The organism is Paenibacillus sp. CAU 1782, assembly GCF_054551715.1.
Genome location: NZ_JBTOLL010000003.1, coordinates 252805 through 279427 on the forward strand (window position 1 = coordinate 252805; position 26623 = coordinate 279427).

The following is a 26623-nucleotide window of genomic DNA, read 5'->3' on the forward strand; positions in this document are numbered from 1 at the left end:
TTGAAGAATGGCGAGGATAGCCGATTCACGGGCTATCCTCCAGCCATGTATAAAAAAGCAGTCGCCACAGGCCGTTATGTTATGGGGGGATAAAGTTGAACCGGATTCTGGAAGAAAAAATCGTGAAGATCTTCTTGTTCATTACCGCGTTTACAGCCGTTTTTAGCGTGTTGTTGATCGGTGTTTTTGTCTTTATCGAAGGAATGCCCATCTTTTTCAAATATGGTATAACCGATGTGTTGTTTGGTCCCGTATGGAACCCTTCCGGTCAAGTATACGGCATCTGGCCGATGATTGTCGGAACGATTTACGTTACCTTTATCGCAATTGTTATCGGCGCTCCGATGGGGCTGGGCGTTGCGGTTTATCTGGTTGAAATCGCGAATAAACGAATTGCGCGGGTGATTGTTCCGGCTGTTGAATTGCTTGCCGGCATCCCGTCCGTTGTATATGGCTTGTTCGGCATGTTTGCCGTGCGAAGTATTATTGCAGAGCTTGAGCGAGGTCCGCTCGCGTCTTATTTGCCCGCTAACTACCAGACGGGATATTCCGTTCTGACGGCAGGCATTATTCTGGCGATCATGATTCTACCCACCATTATCAATATATCCCTTGACGCGCTGAAGGCAGTGCCGCGCGAATACAAGGAAGGTTCTCTTGCCCTGGGGGTATCCCATTGGCAAACGATTTATAAAGTGTTAGTTCCCGCTGCCAAATCGGGCATCATTACTGCGATCATTCTGGGTATAGGCAGAGCGCTTGGCGAAACGATGGCCGTTATTATGGTAATTGGCAATACGCCGCTTGTTCCGGCTTTTGATTGGACGGGTCTGTTCGCACCGGCACGATCCTTGACCGCCAATATCGCGCTTGAGATGGGTTATGCAGGACCGGAGCATCAGCAGGCATTGTTTGCAACGGGTATTGTATTGTTCGTCTTTATCATTGTGCTGAACTCATTAACTACTTTGCTGGTTCGTCGCAAGGGGAGGAAATAAATGAACAACGTTGCCCGTAATCAAAAAATCGCCTTTGCGTGTCTCAGCGTCCTTGGTCTGCTGACGGTTTGTATCCTCATTTACATCATCGGTTATATTGTCAGCCAAGGCCTTCATATGATCAGTTGGGAATTTTTAACCACGAAGCCTAGAAAAATGGGCTCCGAGGGCGGTATCTATCCGGCTATTGTCGGTACGGTATACCTGGTTGTGACTACTATGATTATTGCTACGCCGATTGGTGTCGGCGCGGCTATCTATCTGAATGAATATACGTCGCGCGGCAAAATCACATCGATGATCCGTTTTGCAACGGAAGCGTTGGCGGGCATTCCTTCTATCGTATTCGGTTTGTTCGGCTTTGCGTTTTTCGTTATATTGCTTAAGCCGGTCACGGGCGGATGGTCGATTCTTTCGGCCGCGCTGACGGGCGTAACGATGGTTCTTCCAACCATTGTCCGGACGGCGGAAGAAGCGCTTAAGGCAGTGCCGGATTCCCTTCGCGAAGGAAGCTTGGCGCTTGGCACGACCAAATGGCAGACGATCAAAGGTTTGATTCTGCCGACTGCTATGCCCGGCATCATTACCGGCATCATCCTTTCCATCGGCCGGGTTGTCGGAGAAACGGCGGCATTCCTGCTTACCTTGGGCGGCACGCTGCTTATCCCGCAATCGCTAATGGACGGCAGCCGGACGCTTTCGCTCCATTTGTACATGGTGGCTATGGAAACGGGAGCAATGGACGTTGCCTTCGGCACAGCGGCGGTATTGATCGTGCTAATCCTCATCATCAACCTGACGGCAAGCTGGTTCTTCCGCAGACTGATCAAGCGTTTTTCGTAAAACCTGGCTTGCGGCCAACCTTCCGAGCACAACAAATGATGCAAGATTCCTATATACGATAGAAAGGGATTGATCCCATGGCTACAACCGAAGTTAAACAAACATCCCCATCGCAGGCGGCTCCGTCGTCAGCAGATCAGCAATTTCAAATCCAAGCCAAAACATTGGACTTGTTTTACGGCGACTTTCAAGCCCTGCACGGCATCAATCTGGATATTTCGCAAAAGCAAATTACAGCGCTGATCGGCCCATCCGGCTGCGGCAAATCGACATTCCTGCGTACGCTCAACCGCATGAACGACCTTGTTAAAGGCGTTAACATCAAAGGCGAGGTGCGTATTGGCGGCGAAAATATTTACGACAAAGCCGTCAACGTTGTTGAGCTGCGCAAAAAAGTCGGCATGGTATTCCAGAAGCCGAACCCGTTCCCGATGAGCATTTTTGACAACATCGCTTACGGCCCAAGAGCTCACGGCATCAAGAAAAAAAGCCAGCTGACCGAAATCGTAGAGCGCAGCTTGAAGCAAGCGGCACTGTGGGAAGAAGTTAAAGATCGTTTGCATTCCTCCGCGATGGGATTGTCCGGCGGCCAGCAGCAGCGTTTGTGCATCGCGCGCGTTCTTGCCGTTGAACCGGAAATCGTGCTGATGGACGAACCAACATCGGCGCTTGACCCGCTTGCCACATTGAAAGTGGAGGAACTGGTCAACGAGCTGAAGCAGTCCTACACAATCGTTATCGTAACGCACAACATGCAGCAGGCTGCTCGTATTTCCGACATCACATCGTTTTTCCTGAACGGCAAAATCGTCGAAACCGACGTCACCAGCAAAATCTTCACCAACCCGACCCACAAACAAACCGAGGATTACATTACGGGCAAGTTTGGTTGATCCGGATTCGGAGAGTGTGCGGCCGGCAAGGTAAGCTTGCTAGTAAACTTGGCTAAGTAAGCGGGGAATGAGGTCTAATGGACATCAATGTCTTTTAGACGCACAAAATGGTGTGTAAACTAATTCTAACGGTCATGGATGGCCGCTAGAACGCCAAATGGCTCATTTTCCACCTCAAAAATGACTGTAATGGTCACCCATGTCCATTACAAATCAAAAATGAGCAAAAACAGCCGCTAATGGACATAAATGTCCGTAAGGATTTATCAAAAGCATGCGCGACTTGCGTCTTGTGCAAGACTCGCGCTTACACAATGGCAATAGCCTTAGCCCTGCGCCCAAGAAAGGCGTGAGGGCTGTTTGGCTATGGGGAGGAAGTGTAGAAAGCGCGGTGGAATTATTCGTATTTGCGGAGGATATACAGGGTGTTACCCTATGGAAAATTCGGCAAAAAACATTGGCAAATCCGTTGACATAGCTAGCTCATGCGTGATATATTATTTCTGTTGGAAAAATTACTACGGGGCCTTAGCTCAGCTGGGAGAGCGCATCGCTGGCAGCGATGAGGTCAGGGGTTCGATCCCCCTAGGCTCCATACAAAAAGGAACGCCATCACATTACGTGATGGCGTTTTTTTGTATGGATTGCTCAGTGGGCGAACCCCGGGGTTCAGTCCGCGCGGAGGAAGTGGTTGGGATGCTACGAAGAAACAGCATCAAACGTACGAGCACGGCGTCTGAATCTACCGCTAAAAGTCCTCGTCGAGTCGGCTTCGTCAGCCTATGATCAGGATTCGGACATGCCCCTAGGCTCTCATCTTCGAGATAGCAAGCAAGTTTTTGAGATCCCTGCTTGTTCTCCTATTAGCACAGGGCATCAGTTTTCGGACATCCCATGTTGAATAGGCAAGCTTATGCTAGAAAATCCCTAGACATAAAAAGAGGAGCGCTATCAATTACGTGATGCATTTTTCTGTATGCGCTTTTACTCAGCCAGATATTTGACGAACCTTACAAAAATGGCGGCTGCTTCGGCGCGGGTGGCAGTGGTTTTGGGAGCAAAGAGATTGTCCGTCTTGCCTAATACAATGCCGATGTCCGACAGTGCCTGAACGGCCTCAAGCGCCCACGGGCTGATCTCGCTCTCGTCCGCGAAGGATTCAGAGCGGCTATCAGGTATCTCATAGCCCTTGTACTTCATGTAGTTGAACAGTATCACCAGCATCTGCTCGCGAGTCATCGGTGAATTGGGGTCAAACAGGTCTGCTTTTATACCGTTGACTATCCCTTTTTCAGCCGCCCACTGTATTGCCGCCGTGTACCATTGTCCGTCCGTCACGTCGCTAAAGCGGGAACCACTGTAGCCGGAGAGGTTTACGTCCTCAAGATTGGCCAGTACCTGGACGAACATCGCGCGCGTCATTGAGCCGTCCGGCGAGAACGTCGTGGATGTCGTGCCGTTGAAAAGACCGTATGTGTAGGCGAGGTTTACGTAGGTGTAGAACCAGCCGTCCATGCCGACATCCTTGAAAGGATTGCCCGACATCACGAGGAAGCCCAGCGGGGTGTCGTTATCGAGCGCAAGCTCCGTACCCTCGCGGATGTTCAGCGACAAGCCGTTGTCTAAGCCGACTCTCGCGCCGCCTGGTCCTACCACAACCGCGCCATCGCTCCGTATCTTCGATCCGCCATGGATTTCCACCTGGTTATCGTTCGTCAGGTTTACATGTGCGCCTCCGCCGCCTACTGTGATCGTACCGTCACCCGCTATCGTCGAGCCGCCCGGAATGAATACTGTGCTGTTGCCGTCAGGCAGTATCGCTTTGGCGCTCCTGTCCGCCGGAATGGTCACCTTACCCTTTGAGTCTATCGTTGTGCCTTCGGGCACCTTAATCTTTGTCCCGCTCTTGGTCGCAATCTCGCCGCCGCCGGGCAGGGTGGTGTGGCCGTTTTTGTCTGTGAGCGCAGGCTTATCCTTCGGCGTAGTCACGGTGTAGGTCGACTTCGACGATCCAGCGTCTGTCCCGGTGCTTGTATTGCCCGTATTGCCGGTGTAGCCGCCAGAAGGAGGAGGCGTCGTTGGTGTCGCCGTCGCACTCATCTCCGCGCTGTCGCCCTTCGCGTTCACCGCAACGATGTTGAAGGTGTAGCCTTGGCCGTTTGTCAGGCCCGTGAAGGTATATTCGGTTGCTGCCGAATCCAATGCGACGGGCGTCCCGTTGCTATGCCAGACCTTGTAGCCCGCTATCGCGCTGCCGCCATCGTCAGCCGGAGCCGTCCAGCTTAGTTTGACCTGTCCGTTGCCCGCCGTTGCCTTGAAGCCGCCCGGAGCACCTGGCACATCGGGTTTTCGCTGCGCGAACATCCAATCAAAAACATCAGTGTAGTCATTGTCCCAAGCCGGCAAGCTAGAGGACTGCGCCGTGGGAGCTATGCTCCAGGTCCCCATAGTTATCTGGTTGTAAAGCACCGCCGCTTCAACTTCGTGCGCTATATAATCGGCCAGGACAGGTGTGTTGGCCAGATTCGGCCTTTGATTCGGCTGATCAAATTGATTGTATGGCCACGTAAGAGCCTCATTGCTCTCAAAGCGCGAAGCCCTCGCGTTGATCATTTTGGGCATATTGGTGTTTATGAAGGTAGCAAGGTTAGTCTGGTATATGCCAACGTTATGAGCATTTATAAACATCCAATAGGCCAGATTTGCATGAAGGTCGTTGGTATTCGCGTTGGGCGAGCCGCTTACCGGGGCCATGGGTGCGGCGGCTGCGAAGAAGCCGGGGTAGGCGTTAACTAAGGTGTTCGTATATTGGCCGCCCCATGAGAAGCCCGCCGCGTATATACGATTGGGGTTAACTTCGCCGCTGGCTATCAGGTCGTTTATAACCTTTTTAACATTGTCTGTGGAGGGAGTAGACGTGCCATTATAGGAAATATTCAGTATATGGCTGGCGTATCTACCAGGGTTTTCTTCCATTTTCTTCATCAGAGCGACCGAACCGTTGGCGGATTTCATGGCCGCTTTTTGGTCTGTCGCAGCGCTTGTGCCGCCCCTTGACATGCCGTGGGTATAGACATAGAGCGGCAAACCTTTCACCACTTCTCCGTTTTCATCCTTGTGAAGGTAGAGCGCACGATTGACTGAATTACCCGTAGGTGTTGTAAACTTGTCAAGGATCGGATTTACAACTTTTTCCTGTTCAAAAACAAGGTTGCGAAGCGGACTCCCTTCTGTCAGTATGATCTCGCCGTTTTGGACGATGGAGTAAACCTGCTTTGTCGAGTTGCTGCTGCCATCCAACGTTGTATTGCCGCCGCTTGCTGAATAAAACTCAGACTCAACGACGATGTAACGGCCGCTTTCAAGGCCGTCTTGATAATCCGGTGAATTGCTTACCGTCCCCAGATAGCCGCGTACCTTTGGTTCGTCATTGGCGTATACCCTTGTAATCTTGCGCGTCCCTTCAAAGGTCACCGCTTCGCCATTGAGGGTTGTGTTCCTGGCCGATAAGGTAAACAAGCCCGGATTAAGCTCCGAGCCTAACGCCGCCTTCCCCTCGCCCAAGTCGAGGATGACAGCCGTCGTGTACTCGCCGCTGGCAAAGTTATCGTTCCATACGATAAAGGGGAGCAGCCCCGCGTCCGGATCGTTTTTGAATGTCGCGTGAATGTTATGGTCGGCCTCAATATTCCAAAAGGTATAAGTGCCGGCAGACAGAGTTACGGTGTCGCCGTCCACCGTTACAGTATCCACAATTTTGCCGTGATCGGGAGTGAACGAAAATTGTTTGTTAGACCCCCTGTCTACTCTAAGAACATCGCCGGGCGGGTTCGGCGATATTTGGCCGCCAGGTCCTGCAGTGGCGGTAATTGAGAATCTGGCGTCTGCTTCATTGGCTAAAGAGAGCTGCAGGCTGTCTGTAAATGAAGCAGCGCTGCTATAACCTGCGTCCGGATCTCCGAAGGAGGAAACGACTTCATAGCGGTCACCGCCATTTTCCGTCGAGTTATTGATATAAACCTCAAAGGTAAACTTCCCCTCCTCCAAGGTCAAGGTTCTTTTGGGTATTCTCATCTCCACGATATATCCTGTTTCCGTGATCTGGGTCCATGCGGCTCTGCCCGGAGCGGTCTGCCCTGAAAACACGCCCGTCGCGCTAACGCGCCATTGGTTTGAACCCCCGGTTCCGGTGCCGACATAAAACTCCAGGCTGTCGTACTGGTGATTTCCGCCAGTTCCCTGATATAGATTACTGTCATTCACAACTACGCGGGCATACAGGTAGTTATGGTCCCAAAGGATTCTGGCTGTTCCCGTGGCATGGGGTCTAGGGTCGGCGGGCACAGTGCTTTTGTCGATGAGATGCTCCATTGTCTGGCCCCAGAGGGGGTCGTTTGAGCCGAGCTCGGGAGTTCCAAAAATGGCGGTTGGTGTTTCATTCGTTTCTGCAATCTCGGTGTTATCAGTGCCGGCGGCATAGCTGGCAGGCATTAGCGGCGCCGCCATTACCAGACAACAGAGGAACACGAGCATTCTGCTAAATCGTTTTGGCATAAATGAAAATCCTCCTTATTTTTCGATCCGGTGCACCTAAGGCTTGTACCCGTATCGTAGTTGGACAGATTGTCAAAATGACAATCTGTCCAACTATATATATTATGAAATGGAATAGATTAGAATGGAAACGATTACACTGAGAAATTTTTGGAAATAATCATGTTTTAATCCACACAACAGCGATTTATTGACCACGCCTGTCATTGAATTATCAGTGCTCCGTCAGCGAGAGGCGCTTTTCTTCTTCCTTGCAATGAGTTACGATCTATAGCAGAGTGATGACTCTATTATCTGTGGCCGTTAGGCACTTCGAACGGAGTGGACAAACATGGACAATTTTGCATGCCTATACGTCATTCGCGGCGAGCCTTTTCCATCAGGCACCTGTGTCAATCTGAATGAGGAAGAGACATTCTTCGGACGAGTTTCCCATCAGTTGACGCCGGATGTGGCGTTTACGAACGCTTTTATATCCCGGCAGCATTTCGTCATTCGCAAGGAGCAGGAAAAAGCGGTGCTGTACGATCTCGGAAGCTTGCACGGGACGGAAATTAACGGCGAGCGGGTAAAGCCGAATCAGCCTTATGTGCTCAACAGTTTTGATATTATTAAACTTGCAAAAGGGATGACCGTTCTCCACTTTTCTTATTTACACGCAGATCAGACGCTGGATATCGAGCCGCTTAGCATCACAAAACGACTGCAGGCCATAGAGCCGACGTTTTCTGTTCATTGGGAGAAACGGGAATGCATAGTGGATGGCAGACGGATTCCGATGTCAGAGAAAGAATATTTGCTGATTCGCCTCCTTCACGAAAATGCAAATCGGCTCGTGCCGCTCGATGTCATCAAATCCAGCGTATGGCCGGAAAGAGCGGCGGAAGAAGCAGGAATCCCGAATGTGTCGCTCGATGAATTAAATGCTTTAGTGTACCGATTAAGGAAAAAATATGGAAAAGATACGTTTATGATTAGTGCTGTGCGAGGAAGCGGCTACGTGCTGGAATCCGAATTGAAATCGTCCTGACAAAGGCGGGAATATCATTATGAAAATCATTCAAACCGAATTATCCGGTCCGTTGAACGGGACCGTTCATATACCGGGAGCCAAGAATAGCTCCCTGGCCATTCTGGCAGCGGCTTGTCTGGCGGACGATATCGTCAAGCTGGACGGCATTCCGTCAATCGAGGATTTCCGTGTCATTGGGGGCATAAGTCGGGATATCGGCATGGAGCTAAGACAGGAGAACGGGCAGATTATCATTGATCCGCGCTGGATTCACAGCGCCACGATAGACCCTGGCAAGGCTTCCAACTACCGGGCGTCGTATTATTTTGTTGGTGCGTTGCTGGCCAAGTTCGGCAAAGTCACGATCGGTTTTCCTGGAGGGGACGACTTTCATGACAGACCAATCGATCAGCATATGAAGGTGTTTCGGGCGCTCGGCGCTCAGATTCAGCTTTTTAAAGATTATTATATCGTAGAGGCTGCAGAGCTGAGAGGAGCAACCATCTATTTCGACACCGTAACTTCCGGCGCAACGATCAACGCCATGCTGGCTGCTGCGCGCGCTCGAGGGGTCACATGGCTGTACAATGTCGCCATGGATCCGGAAGTGGTGGATACGGCCAGCTTCCTGAATCGTCTCGGAGCGCGAATCTTCGGAGCGGGAACGGATTCCATTCGCATCGAAGGTGTTCCTTATTTGAATGGCGGCACACATTCCGTCATTCCGGATCGGCTTATCGCCGGGGCGTTCTTGATGGCTGCTGGGCTGCGCGGAGGGGAGGTTACGGTCATGAATGTCATCCCTGAGCATCTGGGGACCTGTCTTGCCAAACTTGAAGAAGTGGGGCTGCAGGTGGAATGCGGGGATAATCATATCACCGCCTACGGCACTGGGAGGCTGAGAGCCACTCGGGTTCGTACGGGCATGTACCCCGACTTTGCTACCGACTTGCAGCAGCCGATGACAGCCCTCCTTCTCCATGCCGGGGGTAAAAGTATTGTGACCGACCGTGTTTATCCCAAGCGGTTTGCCCATGTGCCGCAGCTCAGGAGGCTCGGCGCGGAGATTGAACTAAGGAAGGAAAGTGTCTTCATCAGCGGAGGCAGGCCGCTCCAAGGCGGCTGGGTTCATGCGACGGATGTCCGTGCAGGCACCTGTCTTATTATGGCGGGCCTGACAGCTGAAGGCCGAACAAGCATAACGGGAATACAGCATATCGAGCGTGGTTACGAAGATATCATCGGCAGCTTCAAATCCATTGGAGCCAAGCTTTCGATGGTGGAGATAGATAGGCATGAAGCATCCCGCCATATATTAATGGAAGGATAAGTACTACAAACCAACAAAACAAACCATCAAAACGCCCTTTCGCTTCTCTACAGAAGCCAAATGGGCGTTTTGCCGTTTTGGGATATGGTTTGCAAAGTGGCATGGCATATATTGTAAGGTTAGTTGACGCGAATTTAATGCAGATTTTATAGAGCGTTTACATTTATCGTTGATAATGTCATTGGGAAACATACTATTTTATCAGGAGGAACAAAATGAAAAGGAATCTAATCGTTATTCTGCTCATCTCCGTGGTGGTCGGCTTACTGTCACCTGCCGCAAACGGTCAGGGGCTTAGCGGCGACAGCGCACAACGTATTCATCCGTTCGATGTGCCGCAAACGGATAATTATCCCGAGGAAATTCAGGCTGTCATCGAAATTCCGCAGGGCAGCTTGATCAAATATGAGATTGATGCCGACACCGGTTATGTTATCGCCGACCGCTTTCAGTCCATGTCTGTTCAATATCCAGGTAATTACGGTTCGATTCCGCAAACGATTGGCGGCGACGGCGACCCGCTCGACGTCATCGTCATGACCAGAGAACCGCTTGTACCGGGAACGGTCATTACCGTCAGGCCGATCGGGACTCTAAACATGATTGACGGCGGCGAAGCCGACGAAAAGATTATTGCCGTTCCAGCGTCCTCCATTGATCCCTTTTATAACAATGTCAATGATTTGAACGATCTGCCCAAGATTGAACTGCAGCGCATCGAGAAGTTTTTTGCCGTTTACAAACAACTGCCTGAAGGCCGCAAAAGCGTAGAGCTGAACGGATTTGAAACGGCGGACGTAACGAAGCAAGCTGTGAAAAAAGCCATTGATGCTTACAAAGCTGAACATGCTGTTCAGCGTTTCGTGCCTTATATCAACCCATTCCATTTTCCACAAGGGGATAACTATCCTGAAGAGATGACGGCACTTATTGAAATTCCGGCTGGAAGCTTCACAAAATACGAAATCGATGCGGACACCGGGCATTTGATCGCGGATCGTTTTCAGTCCATGCCGGTTAAATACCCTGCGAATTATGGCTCCCTGCCCCAGACAGTTGGCGGCGACGGCGACCCGCTGGATGTGCTTGTTCTGACTAGAGAACCGCTGGCTCCAATGACGCTTATCAATGTCAGACCCATCGGAACACTGCAAATGATCGACGGCGGTGAAGCCGATGAGAAGATCATTGCCGTTCCGGTTTCCAAAGTTGATCCGACGTACGACGGAATCACGGATATTACGGATTTGCCGGAAATCGAAACGGATCGGATTGAGAAGTTTTTTGCGGTTTACAAACAGCTGCCAGAAGGCCGCAAAACTGTAGAATTAAACGGTTATACAGATGCAAAGTCGACTAAAACAGAACTGAAAAAAGCGGTGGATACCTACCGTAAAAGCGAACAGCCAACAACATTCCCATGGACTCATCTCTTTGACTTCCCGCAAGAAACCGACAAAGGCGATACATTCAAAGCCGTGATCGAGATTCCGGCTGGAAGTTTTACCAAATATGAGATTGACGGTGAAACCGGACAACTGGTCGCAGACCGATTCCAGTCGATGGCGGTTACTTATCCTGGCAACTATGGCTCGATTCCGCAAACTAAAGGCGGCGACAATGACCCTCTTGATGTGATCGTGCTGACAAGGCAGGCGTTGGTTCCCGGCACCGTGGTGGAAGTTCGCGCAATCGGCCTGCTCAAAATGATTGATGACGGAGAACTGGATGACAAGGTTATTGCTGTTCCGACGAGCGATATCGATCCAACCTATGACGATATTCAAGATATCTCGGATCTTCCTGCAATCCAGGCTGAGCAGATCGAAATGTTTTTCAAGGTCTATAAGATGCTGCCTTCCAAGCGTAAATATGTTGAAATCAACGGTTACGATAACCAGAGCGCAGCTCAGGCTGAAGTGCACAACGCTCTTCAGCGTTATAAGAACTTGCCTGTGACAAGCGAGGAAGTAATCGGAGGCGTAGAGCGTATCCAGTTTAACAATCGCAGCATGGTTCCGCTCAGACGAGTAGCCGACTTGATCGGAGCAAAGATCGTATGGGATGGTTCTACGCGCAGCGTTTCGCTTCAATACGGCGGCAAGAATTATACCTTGTCTGAAAACCAACCAACAGCCGTAAACGGAGCCAATGAAGTCCAACTGGATGAGTCGCCGCAGATCTTAAAAGGCTCCTTCTATGTGCCGCTCAGCTTTATGATTGAACAACTGGGCATAAAATCAACATGGAACGAAGCAAAGGGACAAATCGAATTATTAAGCAATAAGTAAGAGCGAAGCTCATATTGGAATGGTCAAAACCGCTGCAGCGGCTCCGGGAACTGGAGGTGCTGCTGCGGTTTTTTGCAGTGCGCCCTGCATGGGCGATAACTCGATGGCGAAAGTTCACTACAGGATTGGCAGTAGGAACTGTTAGCTAAAGGCAAGGGTGTCTGCCGCGAGGCCGAATCTGAAGGAAGCGGGAGGCAAACCCTCGGTCTGACGAACAGAAATCACATAAAAGGCACGGTGGGACAGACGAGCATGCTACACAAAGCGAAATCCAATACTGCCCGAATCCCATTTTATAAATGTGGTGACTCTTAAAGAGTTAGATCAAACATTAAAATATATTAATTGGATAAATAACAGAAATACTAAGGTGATTCGCGAAGAACTTAATTTGGATTTTTCTTTTTCCTATATTGCTATAGTTGCATTGGGGGCATTGAGTCTTGCGGTAAGTCAAGAAAATTTGAAGAATCCATTACCAAAAGATTGGTTAATAAACAGTAATGATGCAAACCAAATATCACAAAACTTAATCATACAGTTAACAAATCATTCATTGTCAATTGTAAGATTGTCTGAAAGCGGGTTTGATAGCTCAGCTAGGCTATTAATGAAACCACTAATTGAACTAATAACACTTACTCTTGTGGTTACATCTAACAAGGAGCAAATGCAAGTATATGCAAATGGTATCAATGAAGATGTTGCTAACAATGTTTGGTATAAGAATTTCCGTTTTGAACATACAAATAAAAAATTAGCACAGATTGAATCAACTCTTGGATTACCAAATGGCTTAATAGATGACTTTAAAATGATGCGAATCGAGTCTTATAAGTTCTATTCAGATATGTCCCATAATGCTTATTACAGCTGTGTATTAGGTTCATTTGCATTTCCATTTGATGAAGTATCAAACTGTGAATTAACATTGTTTGGTAAGTATTCTCGAACATCTATAAGAACGATCAGTAAATTAAACGAGCATCTATATTATTTTATTCTTGCAGTTGTCGCTATCATTCATAAATTGCATGGATTTAAGGCACCTCCAAACAATGTAATGTGGAGAATGGCATTTGCCCTCAGGCAATCAGTAATTAATTCTTATCTTCATATGTGTAAAATTACAGATGAGAATTAGTTAACAGTTAGATACAGCTATGTTTCAGAATATGAATTAATCTTAAGTCGCTATTAGCGCTATCAAGTGGGAATAGGAGGTATTATAGATTTTTCAAAATCAGAAAAACAACCCCCTGATTTTTGTGAAAGTGAACAAATTCTTATATAATAGTAAGTAAGTTATCTTAAGGGTGTAAATGAACATCTGTGGGAAAGCGCATCGCTTGCAGCGATGAGGTCAGGGGTTCGATCCCCCTAGGCTACATACAAAAAGGAATGCCATCACATTACGTGATGGCATTCCTTTTTGTATTGATTGCCAGGTGGCGAACCCCGGGGTTCAGTCCGCGCGCAGGAAGTGGTTGAGACGCTACGAAGAAACAGCATCGAACGTACGAGCAAGGCATCTAATTCTACCGCTAAAAGTCCTCGTCGAGTTCGCCCCGTCAGCCTATTACCTTGTCCTTTTGAATAAGGGCAAGGCAATTACTATGTTTCTTTTAGTAAGGACCGAGCACAGTCCAAACTTCGTAGAGATTACTATGCAGATCTGGACGTTGATTTTGCGTCCACCAATTGGCTTGATACTTCACTCCGTTATAATAGACAATGTCATCTTGAACATAAATGGAGGAAGCGCTCCATGGAGTAAGAGAATCGTCAACTTGAACGGTTACTGAGTTACTTTCCTCAGACAAATTACTAAAGCCATCCCGAGCCTTGACAGTAAACGTATATGAACCACTTGTTAATCCACTGATCGTTACGGAGTTGCTAGTTGATCTTGCAACAGCAAATGGATCGTTATTCACATAAATATCATAACCGACCAATCCAACATTGTCCGTTGAAGCTGTCCAATTCAAGGTAACTGTACTGCTGACATCGCTAGCAAACACATTTGTTGGTGCTAATGGTGCTTCTGTATCGTTAGGTACATCACCTGGTTTTGGTAAATTTGAAATAATCTCTTTTAAATTTGGTAGGGTACCAATTCTATCATTTGCTATATCGGAAGTCGGAGTATTGAATGGTAACCATCTCAGTATTCTACGAATTTCAGCTGGTGAATACGGCTCGCCGAAATTAGCTTTAGCAATCCCTTGCAGTTGTAGAATCGCACCTACAACGACAGGCGAAGCGGAGGATGTTCCATTGAAGTAGTCGGTATAACCAGTTGTGGAATCAGTACTTCTTGAACTTAAGGTAGCAACGTTCTCTCCAATACCGAAAACGTCGATTCGATTGCCATGGCTACTAAAGTCGAGTCTGTAGTGAGGTGCAGTTGATGATCCCGCTCCTACAAGTATTGCTCCTGAATCTTTGAAATCCGGGAGATCCCGATTGTAAATGTATGTACCATCCCAATGCTTGTACTGATCGAGATCAGCACCACCGTTGGCTCCCGCTTCTACAACGATAATACCTAAGTTTGTTGCATATTGAATTGCATCAAACTCTGCTGGCTGTGTTTCGATAGGTAACCAAGGACCACCAAAACCGACCTGTATTTCGAGCAGAATAACGTCACCCGGAGATAATACTTGTGTAGCCGCTAAAATGGCTTCTGCTACGCCACCTGGACGAACTAACGAGGATACAATGGGCGTTGCTTTATTAGCTAACCCTATATTGCCGATAGCATTGTCAACTGCGGATACAACCCCGAGTACAGATGTACCGTGACTTCCATCTCCATCATTAAGGCCACCTGGCAAAAGCTGTATGTTATGAGCGGCTAGATCTTCATGGTTTAAAGCCCAGCTCCACTCGACATCGACCCACTGGGTTCCTTTTCCATCGCCACCTTCAAATTGCCAAGCATACGGAGCGTTAATAGCTTGCGCATAACTTTGTAATGAGAAGCGTGGATCGTTATCTGGAAGGACAATTGTTGTATTTGGTAAAGGTGAATTGGCTAATTCTGGTTTTTTACTTATATATGCTTCTTCAACGAGCGATAAGCTTCGCAACTTTTGTAACAACTGTTCCACGTCAGCACCAGCAGGAATTTTGGAATAATAATAGCGATCAAACACGGATGCAAACTGACTAGCATTAATATTTTTGTTAGCTGACGGCAAGAATTGCTGCGAGATTAGCGGGTCAAACGATAATTCTGGGACAACGGATAGCGGCGATACTTCTTTTTGCAATTGAAGTTTTCCTTCCTTGCTCGGAAGGAAGGCTTGGTCTCTAAGTTTGACAACAATTTTCTCTTCGAATATTGAAGTTGTAGTATTTGAGTATGATGTATTCGTTGGAAAGGACTGCCCATTCTCTGAAGCGTATGCTCCATTTGACAAAGTACCTAATGATAAAAGCAAGGTCGAGGCTAGAATGACGGACAACATTTTTTTTAATTTGGAGTAAGTATGTGTAATAATAATCTCTCTCCTTTGTAATCGTTTCTTTTTCTAGTTCCGAGTACTACCGTTTAGAAGTCAAAAGTAATCAAAAAGCTGAATGAAAGTGATAAAGAGTAGTCGATTGCGATAGGTTACGTTCTGATTAATTGCGAATACAAGTCTATCACTCCCTCGCATCCAATATATTTAATATTTTATTCTATTTGGATAAATGATCCAACAATTTACAGTATAGATTAAGGTAAATACTGGATCAAATCTGAGGTAAGCGTAAACAACGATAGTAAGATATAGATATCAGGTTAAAACTTCTATTTACTCTCTTTCTCATATGTTCGGTAGGAGATAATGTCGAATAATTACCTTTTAATGTAATTTATTGACGTTAACTGATTCTAAACTCCTAATTTTCAGGAAAATGACCTCATAGACTCTGCTTTTGAACGTTGAATCAACAAAGCTCAGACAAAAGGCTTCTTCAAGGAGAAGGAGTAGATGAAATTCATATATCCCCGATCTCGAATTCAACGATCCCCAAACCATGCCCGTTGCAGGGAATGAATGCCCTCAGTTATCGCGTTTTTATTCAAGCCGCCGAAACCAAGCTGAACCATATTTCTTTCAGCTTGAGATTGCTGTGACCAAAAGGGAGATACCGGATAAACTTTGACGCCTTCTTGGGCAGCAGTTTGTATCAGCTGTTGTTCCTCCATGCCATTATGTACCCGCAATAGAATATGGAGTCCTGCATCTTGACCGATTATCGACGCTTGAGAACCCATTAAATCTTGAATCTTTGAAATAAGAGTAGATTGTTTCTGGCGATAGACATTACGCATCTTGCGAATGTGAGCTTCCCAATGTCCATTTTTCATAAAGATCTCCAATGTCTTCTGGTGTATCTGGGACACGGCCTGATCGTATAATCTGTAATTTTGCTTAGCGTGAAGCTCTAACAAGGCCGGAGGCAGAACCATGTATGCAATGCGCAATGATGGCAAAAGGCATTTGGAAAAGGTTCCTAGGTAAACCGTACATTGATGAGTATCCAAGCTCTGCAGGGACGGAATCGGTTTGCCGACATACCTGAACTCGCTGTCGTAATCGTCCTCGACAATGATGCCATTGTGCTCAGCTGCCCATTTTAATAGCTGCATTCTTTTTGCGAGCGGCATAACCATTCCATATGGGAATTGGTGAGAAGGCGTAATGTATACGATTCGGGAGGTACTCTCATGTAGCTTTTGAATAGTAAATCCATCCCTATCTAACGGTATAGGATAGATGCTTAAGCCGTTATGGATGAAAACAGTCCGCGCACCGTCGTAACCGGGATCTTCCATGGCGATGCTGTTATGAGTGGAGGCTACTAATTGAGAAAATATGCCGAGCAGGTTCTGGATGCCAGCTCCTATTATAATTTGATCAGCAGAACAATTTACTCCCCTCGAGCTGTGCAAATAGTTGGCAATTTCTATTCTGAGTCCAGCCTCTCCCAGAGGATCACCGTAACAAAACAGCAATTCCTTGTTTTGCTGCAAGGTTTTATTGGATAGCATACGCCATGTCGCAATTGAAAAATGATCTGCATCTACATCTCCATAACGAAAATCATAGTTTATGGCATGGCTAGGCTTTTTGTGGATTTGGTAACTATGGTTGCGTTCAGGTTCGAAATTGGGTAACTCATCTAATTCGATATCCATTACATATAAGCCACTTCTTGGTCTGCTTTGAACATAACCTTCTGTTAGTAACTGCTGATAGGCTAAATCTACTGTATTGCGGCTAATATGGAGATGGGTAGAGAGTGCACGGATGGAGGGGAGTCGCGTTTGTGCTGGCAATTTCCCTTTCAAAATTTCATTCTTAATGTATTGATAAAGCTGTCTGTATAATGAATGTTCGGAACTTCTGTTTAAAATTAATGTTAAATCAATCATTCGGAATCTCCCCGGTTTTTAATCTGGCCCTGTAGATTGGATTCATATAATTGAGGAGGAATTACAAATGGACAAAAAAATAGACGGCATTGAACAAAAAGAGAAGCAACAGTATGGAACATCGGATACTGCTGCTTTCCGTGATCACCCAGGTTTCCGGCGGATGTTTGCTCCTGATAAATTGACAATGGGTATATTTTTACCAATGAATGATTCCATAATAGCGGCTTATATTTGGTTACTCCATTAACGATCTTCTCTGAAAAATGCGTTGATTAAATTCGCCACGGATCTGTCGTACAGCATTTTTGCTGCTGCTTCGTTTGGAATGTGTCCCCCTAAATACAGGTGAATAACACCATGCAGCGATGCCCAAACAAGATTAACAACTAGAATAGGGTCTTTCTCCGAAATAAATCCCTGCTCAATCGCTTCTGTAATGATGGTGGTTATTTGCTGCAATGCGGTTCCGATAGCCTGCAAACTTTCCTCTTCCGGTTTAAATTCGCTAAAAGCCCCACCGAACATGACCATATAGTAGCTTGCATACTCCTTCGAAAAACTCCAGTAGGCTTGCCCAAGATCAAGAAGATATGATTTGAGATCTGCTTGTACGGGAACAGTCCGAAAGGCGTCAGCTAACAATTTGCAGCCTTCCATAAACAGTTCTTTGGCAAGGCCTTCCTTACTGCCGAACAAGTTATAAATGACCTTTGTAGGACATTCCATTTTTTCAGCAACTTTTCGAATGGTTACGGCTGCGGGACCGGATTCCTCCATAATCAGTGCAGCTGCTTCAATAATGTTACGCCTCAAAAGTTCATTATGTTGAAGTTTGACATTTGGGTAGGTTGTTACTTGATGTTTGTCTATGGAAGGGTTATTGGATGGATTGTGCATGTGCTTTCACGCCCTTAAAACGTTAGTTTTCAGTATTCACCGATTTCTCTAAGGCGTGTTTCTCAACAGCAGCATTTCAGCCTACGCCTAATATGGCGGTTTATGGGGCTGCAAAAGCATTCGTATTATCCTTTACACAGGCCCTATGGGAGGAAAATAGAAAACGCGGCGTACAGTTTCTAACGTTATGTCCCGGGTCAACGGAAACAGAATTTTTTAACGTTGCAGGAGCGGATGAAGCTTCCGTCGGGAAGCGGGATACTCCGGAAAATGTGGTTCAGGTTGCACTCCGAGCGCTTCAAGCTAAAAAGGTATATGCCATCCCAGGGTTAAAAAACGTTATTTCTGCTCAAATGTCTCGTTTCTTCACAACAAAACAAATGCTTTTTGTGGTTGGACGAATGCTGCGTGCACGATAAAAGCCCAAAAATGCTGAGAAATCCACATTTTTAGGCTTTTACTTTTCGGACAGCCCCTCTGTTTTTAAGTTGATGGGAACCGTCATATCAAACCGCTTTTATTTCGTTAGGCCACTAATAAATCGCAATCGGTCCATAAGGACCAGTGATAATTTCAATTTTTGTCTCAAAAATATCGGTTAAAACGTCCGGGTCCATCACTTCCGCAACGGTTCCAAAAGCGGCGATTTGGCCATCCTTCATCGCGCAAATGCGATCCGAATATTTGGCCGCAAAATTGATGTCATGCATGACGGTAACAATGGTTCGACCAAATTCGTTAGCGGCATATCTCAGATGCTCCATCATCTGAACCGAACGAGCGACATCGAGATTGTTGAGAGGTTCGTCCAATAAAACGTATTCCGTCTCTTGACACAAAACCATCGCGACATAGGCTCTTTGCCGTTGGCCGCCGGAAAGCTCATCCAAATATCGATTTTCAAGAGCTGTTAAGTCGAGAAAATCAATATATTTAGAAATGATAGCTTCATCCTCATTGTTTAATCTTCCCTTAGAATAAGGAAAACGTCCAAATCCGGCAAGCTGTCTAACGGTAAGCCGGGTTACAAAATGATTTTCTTGCCGTAGAACCGTTACAATTTTGGCCAGATCGCTTGATTTGGAGGTGGAAACATCCATATTGGCAACCTTGATCTGACCCTCGTCCAAATCCAACAGTCTTCCGATCATGAGAAGTGTAGTGGACTTGCCCGCACCGTTAGGCCCGATTAGCGAAGTAAGGCCGGCTTTTGGTATTTTAATATTCAGAGGGCCAATTTCGACTTCGGCTGCATACGACTTTTTGACATTATCGATCTGTATCATAAAGAACCCTTCCTTAAAATCACGATTAAAAAGGTTAGCCCGCCCACTAATTCGATAATAATGGAAACCACGCCTTGGGCATGAAATACGTGATTCATAATAAAGTATGCACCCGTCAGGATCACAAAACCGATAGCAAGAGCCATGGGGAACACATATCTGTGATCATAGGTTTGCGCTGCCTGATAACTCAAAGTGGCAACTAAAAAACCATAGAAGGTAAGGGGCCCAACCAAAGCCGTAGAAACGGCCATCAAAATAGAAACCAGGACAAGCGTATAAATAACGCTCATTTGATGTTTTGTCCCCAAGGTAGTAGAGACTTCCTTACCCAACGCCAATACATTTAACCGCTTGGCATTGGCTAGCAGAAGAATTGCTGCAATAATGACGATTGGAATGGCAATCGGGAAATAAGCAGAATCCGAATTATTGACCGAAGCAAACATTTTGGCCTGCAGGATATCAAACTCGGAGGGTGAAAGAAGCCTTCTCATAAAAGAAGACACTGACCTTAGCCCCGTCCCAATAATAATACCGACTAAAAGCAGAAGCTGTAAATTTCCGTACTTGCCGGAAAGCAGCCATCCATAAAGAATTAAACACATCAAAACCATTGCGGCAACTTGATATAAAAAGGAATCGGCCCCGCTAAAATTCGCAAATGCCGCAGCGCCAAGGAAAAAGATAGTGCTCGTATGAATGGTTGAATAAATAGCCTCAAAGCCTAAAAGCGACGGAGTAATAATTCGGTTATTCGTAATCGACTGAAAAGCAACCGTAGATAGGCTTTGACAAATTGCTGCGATCAGCATCGAAACGAGAGCGACTACCCTTCTTGAAACAACAGGTATAAAAGAAGGCGAGGTTACCGGTACCGGATTATTATATACCAGTAGTCCAAACGAAAAAATAATGCCCACAGCAAACAAGGTGATCAACAAAATCCAATAACGCTTTTCCTCTTTCCTGGTACGGAAGGCTCTGGCTGATCTTTTTTTAGGACGGCCAGAATCGATATCGACAGGTAAGGAAGGACTACTTGCAAGTTTTCTCATCGTGGCCTCCTTCTTGACCGCCTTTGCCGTAACAGGATAATGATAAATACGACTGCCCCGACAGTTCCAAGTATCATAGAAACAGGTATTTCAAACGGCATAATAATGACTCGGGACAAAATATCGCAGGCAATGATAGTCGCCATTCCTAGCACGCATACCCACGGCAAATTGCTCCTGAGATCGTCGCCTCTAAACATGGAAACGATATTGGGCACGATTAACCCCAAAAAGGGCAGGTTTCCAATAACAGCTGCAACAACGCCAACTGCCAATGAAAGAAGAGCAGTGCCGATCAGTATGATTCGATTATAGTTGACGCCTAAACTGGTCGCGATATCTTCGCCTAATCCTGCTAACGTCAACCGATCAGCGCAAACAAAAATAAGAATCGTAACCACGATAATGATCCATAAATATTCATATCTGCCGACTTGAACGGACGAGAAGGAGCCTGCATACCAATTTTCGATATTTTGAGTAATTTGAAAAACAAGTCCAACAAAGGTTGAAAAAGCAGAAATAACGGCTCCAAGCATCATTCCGATAATGGGGACAACTAAGGACGAACGAAGTTTAACTTTTTTTAGAAACAGAAAAAAAATCATTGTTCCTATAAAAGAAAAAATGATTGCGCCAGTCATTCTTAACACTAAGGATGGAGCAGGAAAGACCAGATAAATAAACATAAGTCCCAAACCTGACCATTCCATTGTTCCCGTTGTGGTAGGCTCCACTAAACGGTTCTGCGTTATAAGCTGCATCACCAGTCCAGCCATTGCCATTGCGGCACCCGTAAGCATTAAGGCAATCGTTCTTGGAACACGGGTGATGAAAAACATCTCCATGCCATCCGCTTGTCCCCGTATGTCATAAACTCCGGTAAGAAGTGATACAACGCCCAAAGTAATCGTTGCAACTATCGCGATAATAAAAGGGATGGTCCATAGCTTTTTGTGGTTATGACGCTGGGGTTGAGAATGCTCAACCCCAGCAAGTTGTGGTATAACGTTTTTGCGCACTACGTTTTGCTCCTTTTTACTGCTTGGCTAAAGCATCCGCAAGGTCGTTAAACAATTCCAGGAACGTTTCGATGGATTCGTTTGTGTAAGTATCGTTTGGTGCATAAACAATTTGTTCTTTAGTAATAGCAGTTGTGTTTTTAAGAGCAGGAGCGTTATCAATTACGTCTTGAGCCGGAACGGAACCTTCCTGAGAAGATACGGCTGCGTCACGATCCAGGACGAAAATCCAATCCGGATTGCTTTGTGCGATAGCTTCAACCGAAATTTCGTCGCCTTGGTGATCGGAAGAAGATTTGTCCACTTCTAACGCGGGAGCCCATCCAAAAACTTCATACAGCGGTCCCCAGACACGACCAGTATGTGGAGCCGAGAAACCGATATTGCCGCCAGATACGACAACGCTCATGATTTTATCGGTTCCATTGTACGCCGTTTTAGCTTTTTCAATGGCTTGATCAAAGTCGGCATTCAATTTGCTAGCTTCTTCTTGTTTGTTAAAAATAGCGCCTAAATTCGTTGTCGCATCCTTAAACCCGTTAATCAGGTTTTCTCCGGGGGTTCCTACTCCTGTTTCTCCTGAAACATCAAAATTAAGATCGATAACGGTCGCGTTAGGCACTAATTTTTTGATATCTTCATAGTAGCTGGCAAACCGTTGTCCAACAATCACTAGTTCAGGCTCTAGAGATGCCAGAAGTTCAAGGTTAGGTTCACGATGATTACCAATGTTTTGTACCGAATCATCATTTACATAGGTTGAGTCCGCTGGCATGACATCCTTCGGCACTGCCACTAATTTAATGTCCCAATCGGCTAAAGTCTCAAACGTTCTGTTATCCAGAGAGACGACCTTAGTCGGATTTACAGGAACCGTAACTGTTCCATGGGAATCCGTAATTTCAACGGTTGTGGCGGCATCGGAGTTATTAGCATCGGAATTAGCGGCAGAACTGGAAGCAGTAGGACTTGCAGTACCAGAGCTAGCAGGTTCATTACTTGTATTGGAGCACGCTGTCAGCGCCAGGGCAAAAGTTGCTGCCAAAATAACCATTAGTTTAGATAAATTGAATTTTTTCATGAAGATCCTCCTAGTTAAATAAGCTTGACTCACAAGCAGAATATGGTTTGTTGAAATCAATATCCTAACACGTCTTCTTTATGATAGTGATTATCAATTGCAACGTTCTTCATTATATCAAACCAAAATCAATTTTCAACCTTCAATCACTATTGTTTTTATAGTTCACACAATGGTAAGATTTAATAAGAACATTTGTTTGTTTTTGTGTGATTCCTACTGGTTGGGGAGGGATAAGCGTGGTTGATACCGGCATGGTTCATTTGAATAAACATCAGGCGCGGCAATTTCTGTTATTGAAGCATGGACTATTGGACGATTATCGTTTTGTTGGAAAACAAGGCATTATGGAATTTGTTCGGCAAGCCGGTTGTATTCAATTTGACCCCATTGATGTATGCGGGAAAAACGCCGAGTTGGTGCTGCAGTCGCGGGTCAAAGGATTTACCAAGCAATTGCTCGACGAGTTGTTGTATCAAGATCGACTCCTGATCGATTACCCGGACAAAAATTTGGCGATTGCTCCTGTTGAGGACTGGCCTTATTTTGAGCGATACAGACAAGCCGCCCGCCGACATGCCGAACGGTACCCCGAAATGGGGACATTGACAGAGCAGGTACGGAGCTTTATTCAACATAACGGTGCGGTAAGCAGTAATGAACTAAAGCTGGATGGGGATTTTACTTGGCAATCAGCGATTTATTGGAGCAGCGGAAACAATGTGTCACGGTCAGTGCTGGAGCAGATGTATTCGACGGGCGAGCTGATTATCCATCATAAAAAAGGAACGCGTAAATACTACGATTTTGCCGAAAAATACATAACGTCCAATCTGCTGAATGCGCCGGAGCCGCTTGAGGACGAGCCTCGGCATCACAAGTGGAGGGTATTGCGTCGAATCGGAGCTGTTGGCCTTTTATGGAATCGCGCATCGGATGCCTGGCTGAATATATGGGGATTAAAAACGGAGCAGCGAAATGAGGTTTTCCGCCAATTGCTGCATGAGGATCGCATTGTTGCTGTTACTGTAGAACAAATGAAAGATACGCTTTATTGCCGTGCGGAAGATGTGCCGCTTCTTGAAGCCGTTTTGCAAAATCCGGCGCCCAAATTGCGCTGCGAGCTGATTGCTCCGCTTGACAACTTGATATGGGATCGGAAATTGATCAACGAATTGTTTGACTTCGATTATACGTGGGAGATATATACGCCTGCAATTAAACGGAAGTTCGGTTATTACGTGCTGCCTCTGCTATATGGAGATCGCTTTATCGGCCGGGCGGAGATAGTTGCGGAACGAAAAGCCGGGAAACTCGTTGTGAAAAACATCTGGTACGAAAACGACGTTAAGCAGACAAAGCAGCTGCAAAAAGCCCTAAACAACTGTATTCAAAAGTTTGCATTATTCAACGACTGCCAGTTGATTTCTACAGAGTCTTCAACCTGATTTTTTGACCCTCAACATATAACAATCAAGGGGCTGTCCAAAAAGTCAAACGCTCTAACGGACACGAAAGTCCGTTAGACGCGTAAAACGCAGATTTTGAAATTCTAACGGACATCCTTGTCCGTTAGAGCCCCACAATGGGTAATTATTGGATAATTTTCACTGTAACGGACATCAATGTCCGTTACAAACGCAAAAAGTTAAAAAATAAGCGCTAACGGACACGGATGTCCATTAGCGTTTTTAATTGAATCAGATACGCGGATCGGCTTTTTGGACAGCCCCTTTTTGTACATCTTTGTGAAGTATTGCAGACGTTTTTAGTAATGCGGTCGACCATGTTACTTTTAATTCACAAGCGCTTTTTGTTGATGTAACTCTCTGCGATGTTTTCTACGGAACTTTAAATTTACTGTCGCTACAGCTTTATCAGCAGTTGCCGCGTTGACTGAGCTGCACTTCTTGCACACTTTCAATGTTTTTCCGTCTGATTTGGTTGCAGAATAAAGTAGTTTGACTCTGGTTGATAGACAGATCGGACAAATTCCTCGACTTCTGGAAGGGGTGTTCCACAAGCCTTTACCACGGGTTGATTTAGCCATAAGGACTCCTTTCGACTTCACCTGTATTGAATAATATCTATGTGAAACATCTGATATTTATAATCATAAGGATCAAATTTCTGAAAGGAAAGGTAAAGAACAGTTAAGGTTAAATTATCCTCTTTTTGATAGGTTCTTCATACTTCTGGTAATAAACGAATATAAATATCTTTTACATATTTTAAGTTGCTGCTCTATTGGATAATTAGTATTGGCAGATTACACAAAAGTCACAAAAGGGGTCGCAAAATGAAGGTAATAGGTAACGGAGTTTGTCTCGCTGAAGTAACGGACAAGGATTTGGACTTTATCAGTGAATTGGAATGTAATCATGGGGTTTGGACTTCGAGGTGTTTGTGGAGACTGATAAAGAGGCTGCCAGAAACAAATATCTGAACCAAATAGATTCCAAGCATAATCATGATTTTGTTATCAAAATAAAGAAGAATGACGGGGAGATATCCATCGGAATCGCTCAAGTCTGGAGCTACGTGGAGCATAGGCACAGTTGGGAGCTTGGTTTTGGCATGCTTCCGGACTATCAAAGCAACGGGTATGGGTACGACGCGGTTAAATTGGTAGTCCAATATACCTTCCAAGAATTAAATGCCCGCAAAATCGTTGGCATGTGCAATAGAAACAATTTGAAATCAATAAAGCTGATGGAGAAATTGAACATGAGCAGAGAAGGAATTTTCAAAGAGGAATTAAAGTGGAACGGCGAGTATCACGACCAGTATTTTTATTCGATTCTAAAAAGAGAATGGGAAGTCAACAATATGGATTGACTAACTGGAACGAACGGCCGGAACAAATGACAATCCGCTCAAAGGGTCAGTGCCGCCGGCGTCAACATGCGACGAAACGGAATGAGCGGATATGCCATTCGGTATTAAGCGTCCGCTTAGCGCGCAGCTTTGCGTCCTTCGCGCACGAAGCGGGAGGCGGCTGCCATTTGCTCCTCGCGGACATCCTCCAAGGTTACAAAACCATGCGGTTTATGCGCCTCAAGCAGAGACCAGAATTGATCGTAATGCAAATCCCCTAATCCGGCTGCCGTATTGCTCAAGCCGCCATTTTCGCCATGCTGTAAGTCCTTGGCATGTGCGCTGACGATACGTTTCCCTAACTTCGAGAAAGCGTATTCAATAATTTCGTCCCGTCTTTCAAAATTTTCAGCATTCAACAGGTTGCATGGATCGATAACAACGCCGACGCAGGAGGAGGGAAAACGCTCCAACGTTTCGGCCATCGTATCAACGCAGCCGATGAGATGCCGGTCGGCAGCTTCCAGGCCGATGGTGACGCCCCAACGCTCGGCTTCTTCCACAATTTCCTCTAATGCTCGATTCAGCTGCTCCCAGTGCTCGCGGCTGCGAGATGGATCTGCTGGCACACCAACCTCAGTCGCCACGATTGGCGCGCCAAAATGCCGCGCGTGCCGCAAATGTTCCTTGAATCGGTCCACGTTGTAGCGATAGCTTTCATCGTCGAGCTCAATCAGGCTTGCATAACAGCCCAAAACGGCAATGCCAACCCCCTTATTTGCAAAAGCACCGCCGATCTCGTTAGCCAACCCAGGGCTAAGCTTTCCCAATGAAAAATCAATATCCGCAATGGCTTTGCTCAGCGCAAGCTGTACATAGTTGAAGCCGCGATCAGCCACCTTACCCGCCAGCTGATCATAAGGCTGCTTTCCAAGCAAATGAGCCAATAATCCAACCGTCATTTTGCTTCCTCCTCTTATGAGAATGGTAGATTTGTTCCATTATATCATTGTGCCGACAGAGAAGGAATTGTCCAAAAAGCGGGAGCCTTTCAAAGCCTCAAAGGGTCAGGCAGCCAAACAATATGTTAAAATATATGGT

General features: G+C 46.2%; 19 protein-coding genes, 1 tRNA gene and 1 pseudogene. 12 read left to right on the top strand and 9 right to left on the bottom strand.

The features are described from left to right. The first annotated feature begins 95 nt into the window (after positions 1-95). The 4 genes from pstC to ACX93W_RS11835 all read left to right on the top strand — a co-directional run bounded on the left by pstC (position 96) and on the right by ACX93W_RS11835 (position 3329). Positions 96-998 carry a phosphate ABC transporter permease subunit PstC gene (gene pstC / locus ACX93W_RS11820; RefSeq protein WP_459392574.1) on the top strand — a complete coding sequence of 301 codons (903 nt, stop codon included), beginning with the start codon at positions 96-98 and terminating at the stop codon, positions 996-998. Further along, positions 999-1841 (top strand): phosphate ABC transporter permease PstA, encoded by an 843-nt coding sequence (pstA, locus tag ACX93W_RS11825; protein WP_459392575.1) that lies wholly within the window; start codon positions 999-1001, stop codon positions 1839-1841. A gap of 77 nt (positions 1842-1918) precedes the next feature. Beyond that, positions 1919-2734: a phosphate ABC transporter ATP-binding protein PstB gene (pstB, locus tag ACX93W_RS11830; protein WP_459392576.1), complete on the top strand. Its 816-nt coding sequence runs from the start codon at positions 1919-1921 to the stop codon at positions 2732-2734. 522 nt (positions 2735-3256) lie between these two features. Continuing rightward, a tRNA-Ala gene (locus ACX93W_RS11835) sits at positions 3257-3329 on the top strand. A gap of 389 nt (positions 3330-3718) precedes the next feature. Here ACX93W_RS11835 and ACX93W_RS11840 read toward each other — a convergent pair. After that, entirely contained in the window at positions 3719-7288 is a 3570-nt protein-coding gene (locus ACX93W_RS11840; protein ID WP_459392577.1) for an S-layer homology domain-containing protein, read from the bottom strand. A gap of 331 nt (positions 7289-7619) precedes the next feature. Here ACX93W_RS11840 and ACX93W_RS11845 point away from each other — a divergent pair, with 331 nt between their 5' ends. The 4 genes from ACX93W_RS11845 to ACX93W_RS11860 all read left to right on the top strand — a co-directional run bounded on the left by ACX93W_RS11845 (position 7620) and on the right by ACX93W_RS11860 (position 13065). Beyond that, positions 7620-8318 carry an FHA domain-containing protein gene (locus ACX93W_RS11845; RefSeq protein ID WP_459392578.1) on the top strand — a complete coding sequence of 233 codons (699 nt, stop codon included), beginning with the start codon at positions 7620-7622 and terminating at the stop codon, positions 8316-8318. Positions 8319-8337: 19 nt separating this feature from the next. Further along, positions 8338-9630 (top strand): UDP-N-acetylglucosamine 1-carboxyvinyltransferase, encoded by a 1293-nt coding sequence (gene murA / locus ACX93W_RS11850; protein ID WP_459392579.1) that lies wholly within the window; start codon positions 8338-8340, stop codon positions 9628-9630. A gap of 215 nt (positions 9631-9845) precedes the next feature. Further along, the gene (locus ACX93W_RS11855; RefSeq protein ID WP_459392580.1) at positions 9846-11921 is read left to right on the top strand and encodes an inorganic diphosphatase; all 2076 of its coding nucleotides are present in this window, start codon (positions 9846-9848) and stop codon (positions 11919-11921) included. A gap of 370 nt (positions 11922-12291) precedes the next feature. After that, the gene (locus tag ACX93W_RS11860; RefSeq protein ID WP_459392581.1) at positions 12292-13065 is read left to right on the top strand and encodes a hypothetical protein; all 774 of its coding nucleotides are present in this window, start codon (positions 12292-12294) and stop codon (positions 13063-13065) included. Positions 13066-13546: 481 nt separating this feature from the next. Here ACX93W_RS11860 and ACX93W_RS11865 read toward each other — a convergent pair whose 3' ends face one another. Together ACX93W_RS11865 and pdxR are read right to left on the bottom strand one after the other, a co-directional pair. Further along, a complete protein-coding gene (locus tag ACX93W_RS11865; protein ID WP_459392582.1) occupies positions 13547-15202 on the bottom strand; it encodes a S8 family serine peptidase in 1656 nt (551 codons plus the stop codon). Between the two features lie 737 nt (positions 15203-15939). Next, complete coding sequence (pdxR, locus tag ACX93W_RS11870; RefSeq protein ID WP_459392583.1) at positions 15940-17358, bottom strand: MocR-like pyridoxine biosynthesis transcription factor PdxR; 1419 nt, start codon at positions 17356-17358, stop codon at positions 15940-15942. A 67-nt stretch (positions 17359-17425) separates the two neighbouring features. Here pdxR and ACX93W_RS11875 point away from each other — a divergent pair, with 67 nt between their 5' ends. Then, positions 17426-17608, top strand: a complete 183-nt coding sequence (locus ACX93W_RS11875; RefSeq protein ID WP_459392584.1) for a hypothetical protein — start codon at positions 17426-17428, stop codon at positions 17606-17608. Here ACX93W_RS11875 and ACX93W_RS11880 read toward each other — a convergent pair. Further along, positions 17605-18258, bottom strand: coding sequence for a TetR/AcrR family transcriptional regulator (locus ACX93W_RS11880; protein ID WP_459392585.1), 654 nt, complete (start codon positions 18256-18258; stop codon positions 17605-17607). The genes ACX93W_RS11875 and ACX93W_RS11880 overlap by 4 nt on opposite strands. A gap of 74 nt (positions 18259-18332) precedes the next feature. On the opposite strand from ACX93W_RS11880, the pseudogene ACX93W_RS11885 reads away from it, so the two are divergent. Next, positions 18333-18677 (top strand): annotated as a pseudogene (locus ACX93W_RS11885) (SDR family NAD(P)-dependent oxidoreductase); the annotation flags it as partial. A 114-nt stretch (positions 18678-18791) separates the two neighbouring features. Here the strand turns inward: ACX93W_RS11885 and ACX93W_RS11890 are convergent. From ACX93W_RS11890 to ACX93W_RS11905, 4 genes are read right to left on the bottom strand one after another with little or no spacing between them, the layout of a single operon-like run. Then, positions 18792-19544: an iron ABC transporter ATP-binding protein gene (locus tag ACX93W_RS11890; RefSeq protein WP_459392586.1), complete on the bottom strand. Its 753-nt coding sequence runs from the start codon at positions 19542-19544 to the stop codon at positions 18792-18794. Beyond that, complete coding sequence (locus ACX93W_RS11895) at positions 19541-20602, bottom strand: iron chelate uptake ABC transporter family permease subunit (protein ID WP_459392587.1); 1062 nt, start codon at positions 20600-20602, stop codon at positions 19541-19543. The genes ACX93W_RS11890 and ACX93W_RS11895 overlap by 4 nt, the downstream gene beginning before the upstream one ends. Beyond that, a complete protein-coding gene (locus ACX93W_RS11900) occupies positions 20599-21609 on the bottom strand; it encodes an ABC transporter permease (RefSeq protein WP_459392665.1) in 1011 nt (336 codons plus the stop codon). The genes ACX93W_RS11895 and ACX93W_RS11900 overlap by 4 nt, the downstream gene beginning before the upstream one ends. 31 nt (positions 21610-21640) lie before the next feature. Then, positions 21641-22705, bottom strand: a complete 1065-nt coding sequence (locus ACX93W_RS11905) for a siderophore ABC transporter substrate-binding protein (RefSeq protein ID WP_459392588.1) — start codon at positions 22703-22705, stop codon at positions 21641-21643. Positions 22706-22959: 254 nt separating this feature from the next. Between ACX93W_RS11905 and ACX93W_RS11910 the strand changes: the two genes are divergently transcribed. Both ACX93W_RS11910 and ACX93W_RS11915 read left to right on the top strand, forming a co-directional pair. Further along, complete coding sequence (locus ACX93W_RS11910; RefSeq protein ID WP_459392666.1) at positions 22960-24153, top strand: winged helix-turn-helix domain-containing protein; 1194 nt, start codon at positions 22960-22962, stop codon at positions 24151-24153. Positions 24154-25111: 958 nt separating this feature from the next. Beyond that, positions 25112-25543, top strand: coding sequence for a GNAT family N-acetyltransferase (locus ACX93W_RS11915; protein ID WP_459392589.1), 432 nt, complete (start codon positions 25112-25114; stop codon positions 25541-25543). A 116-nt stretch (positions 25544-25659) separates the two neighbouring features. Here ACX93W_RS11915 and ACX93W_RS11920 read toward each other — a convergent pair whose 3' ends face one another. Beyond that, the gene (locus ACX93W_RS11920; RefSeq protein WP_459392590.1) at positions 25660-26484 is read right to left on the bottom strand and encodes a sugar phosphate isomerase/epimerase family protein; all 825 of its coding nucleotides are present in this window, start codon (positions 26482-26484) and stop codon (positions 25660-25662) included. Between the last annotated feature and the right edge of the window lie 139 nt (positions 26485-26623).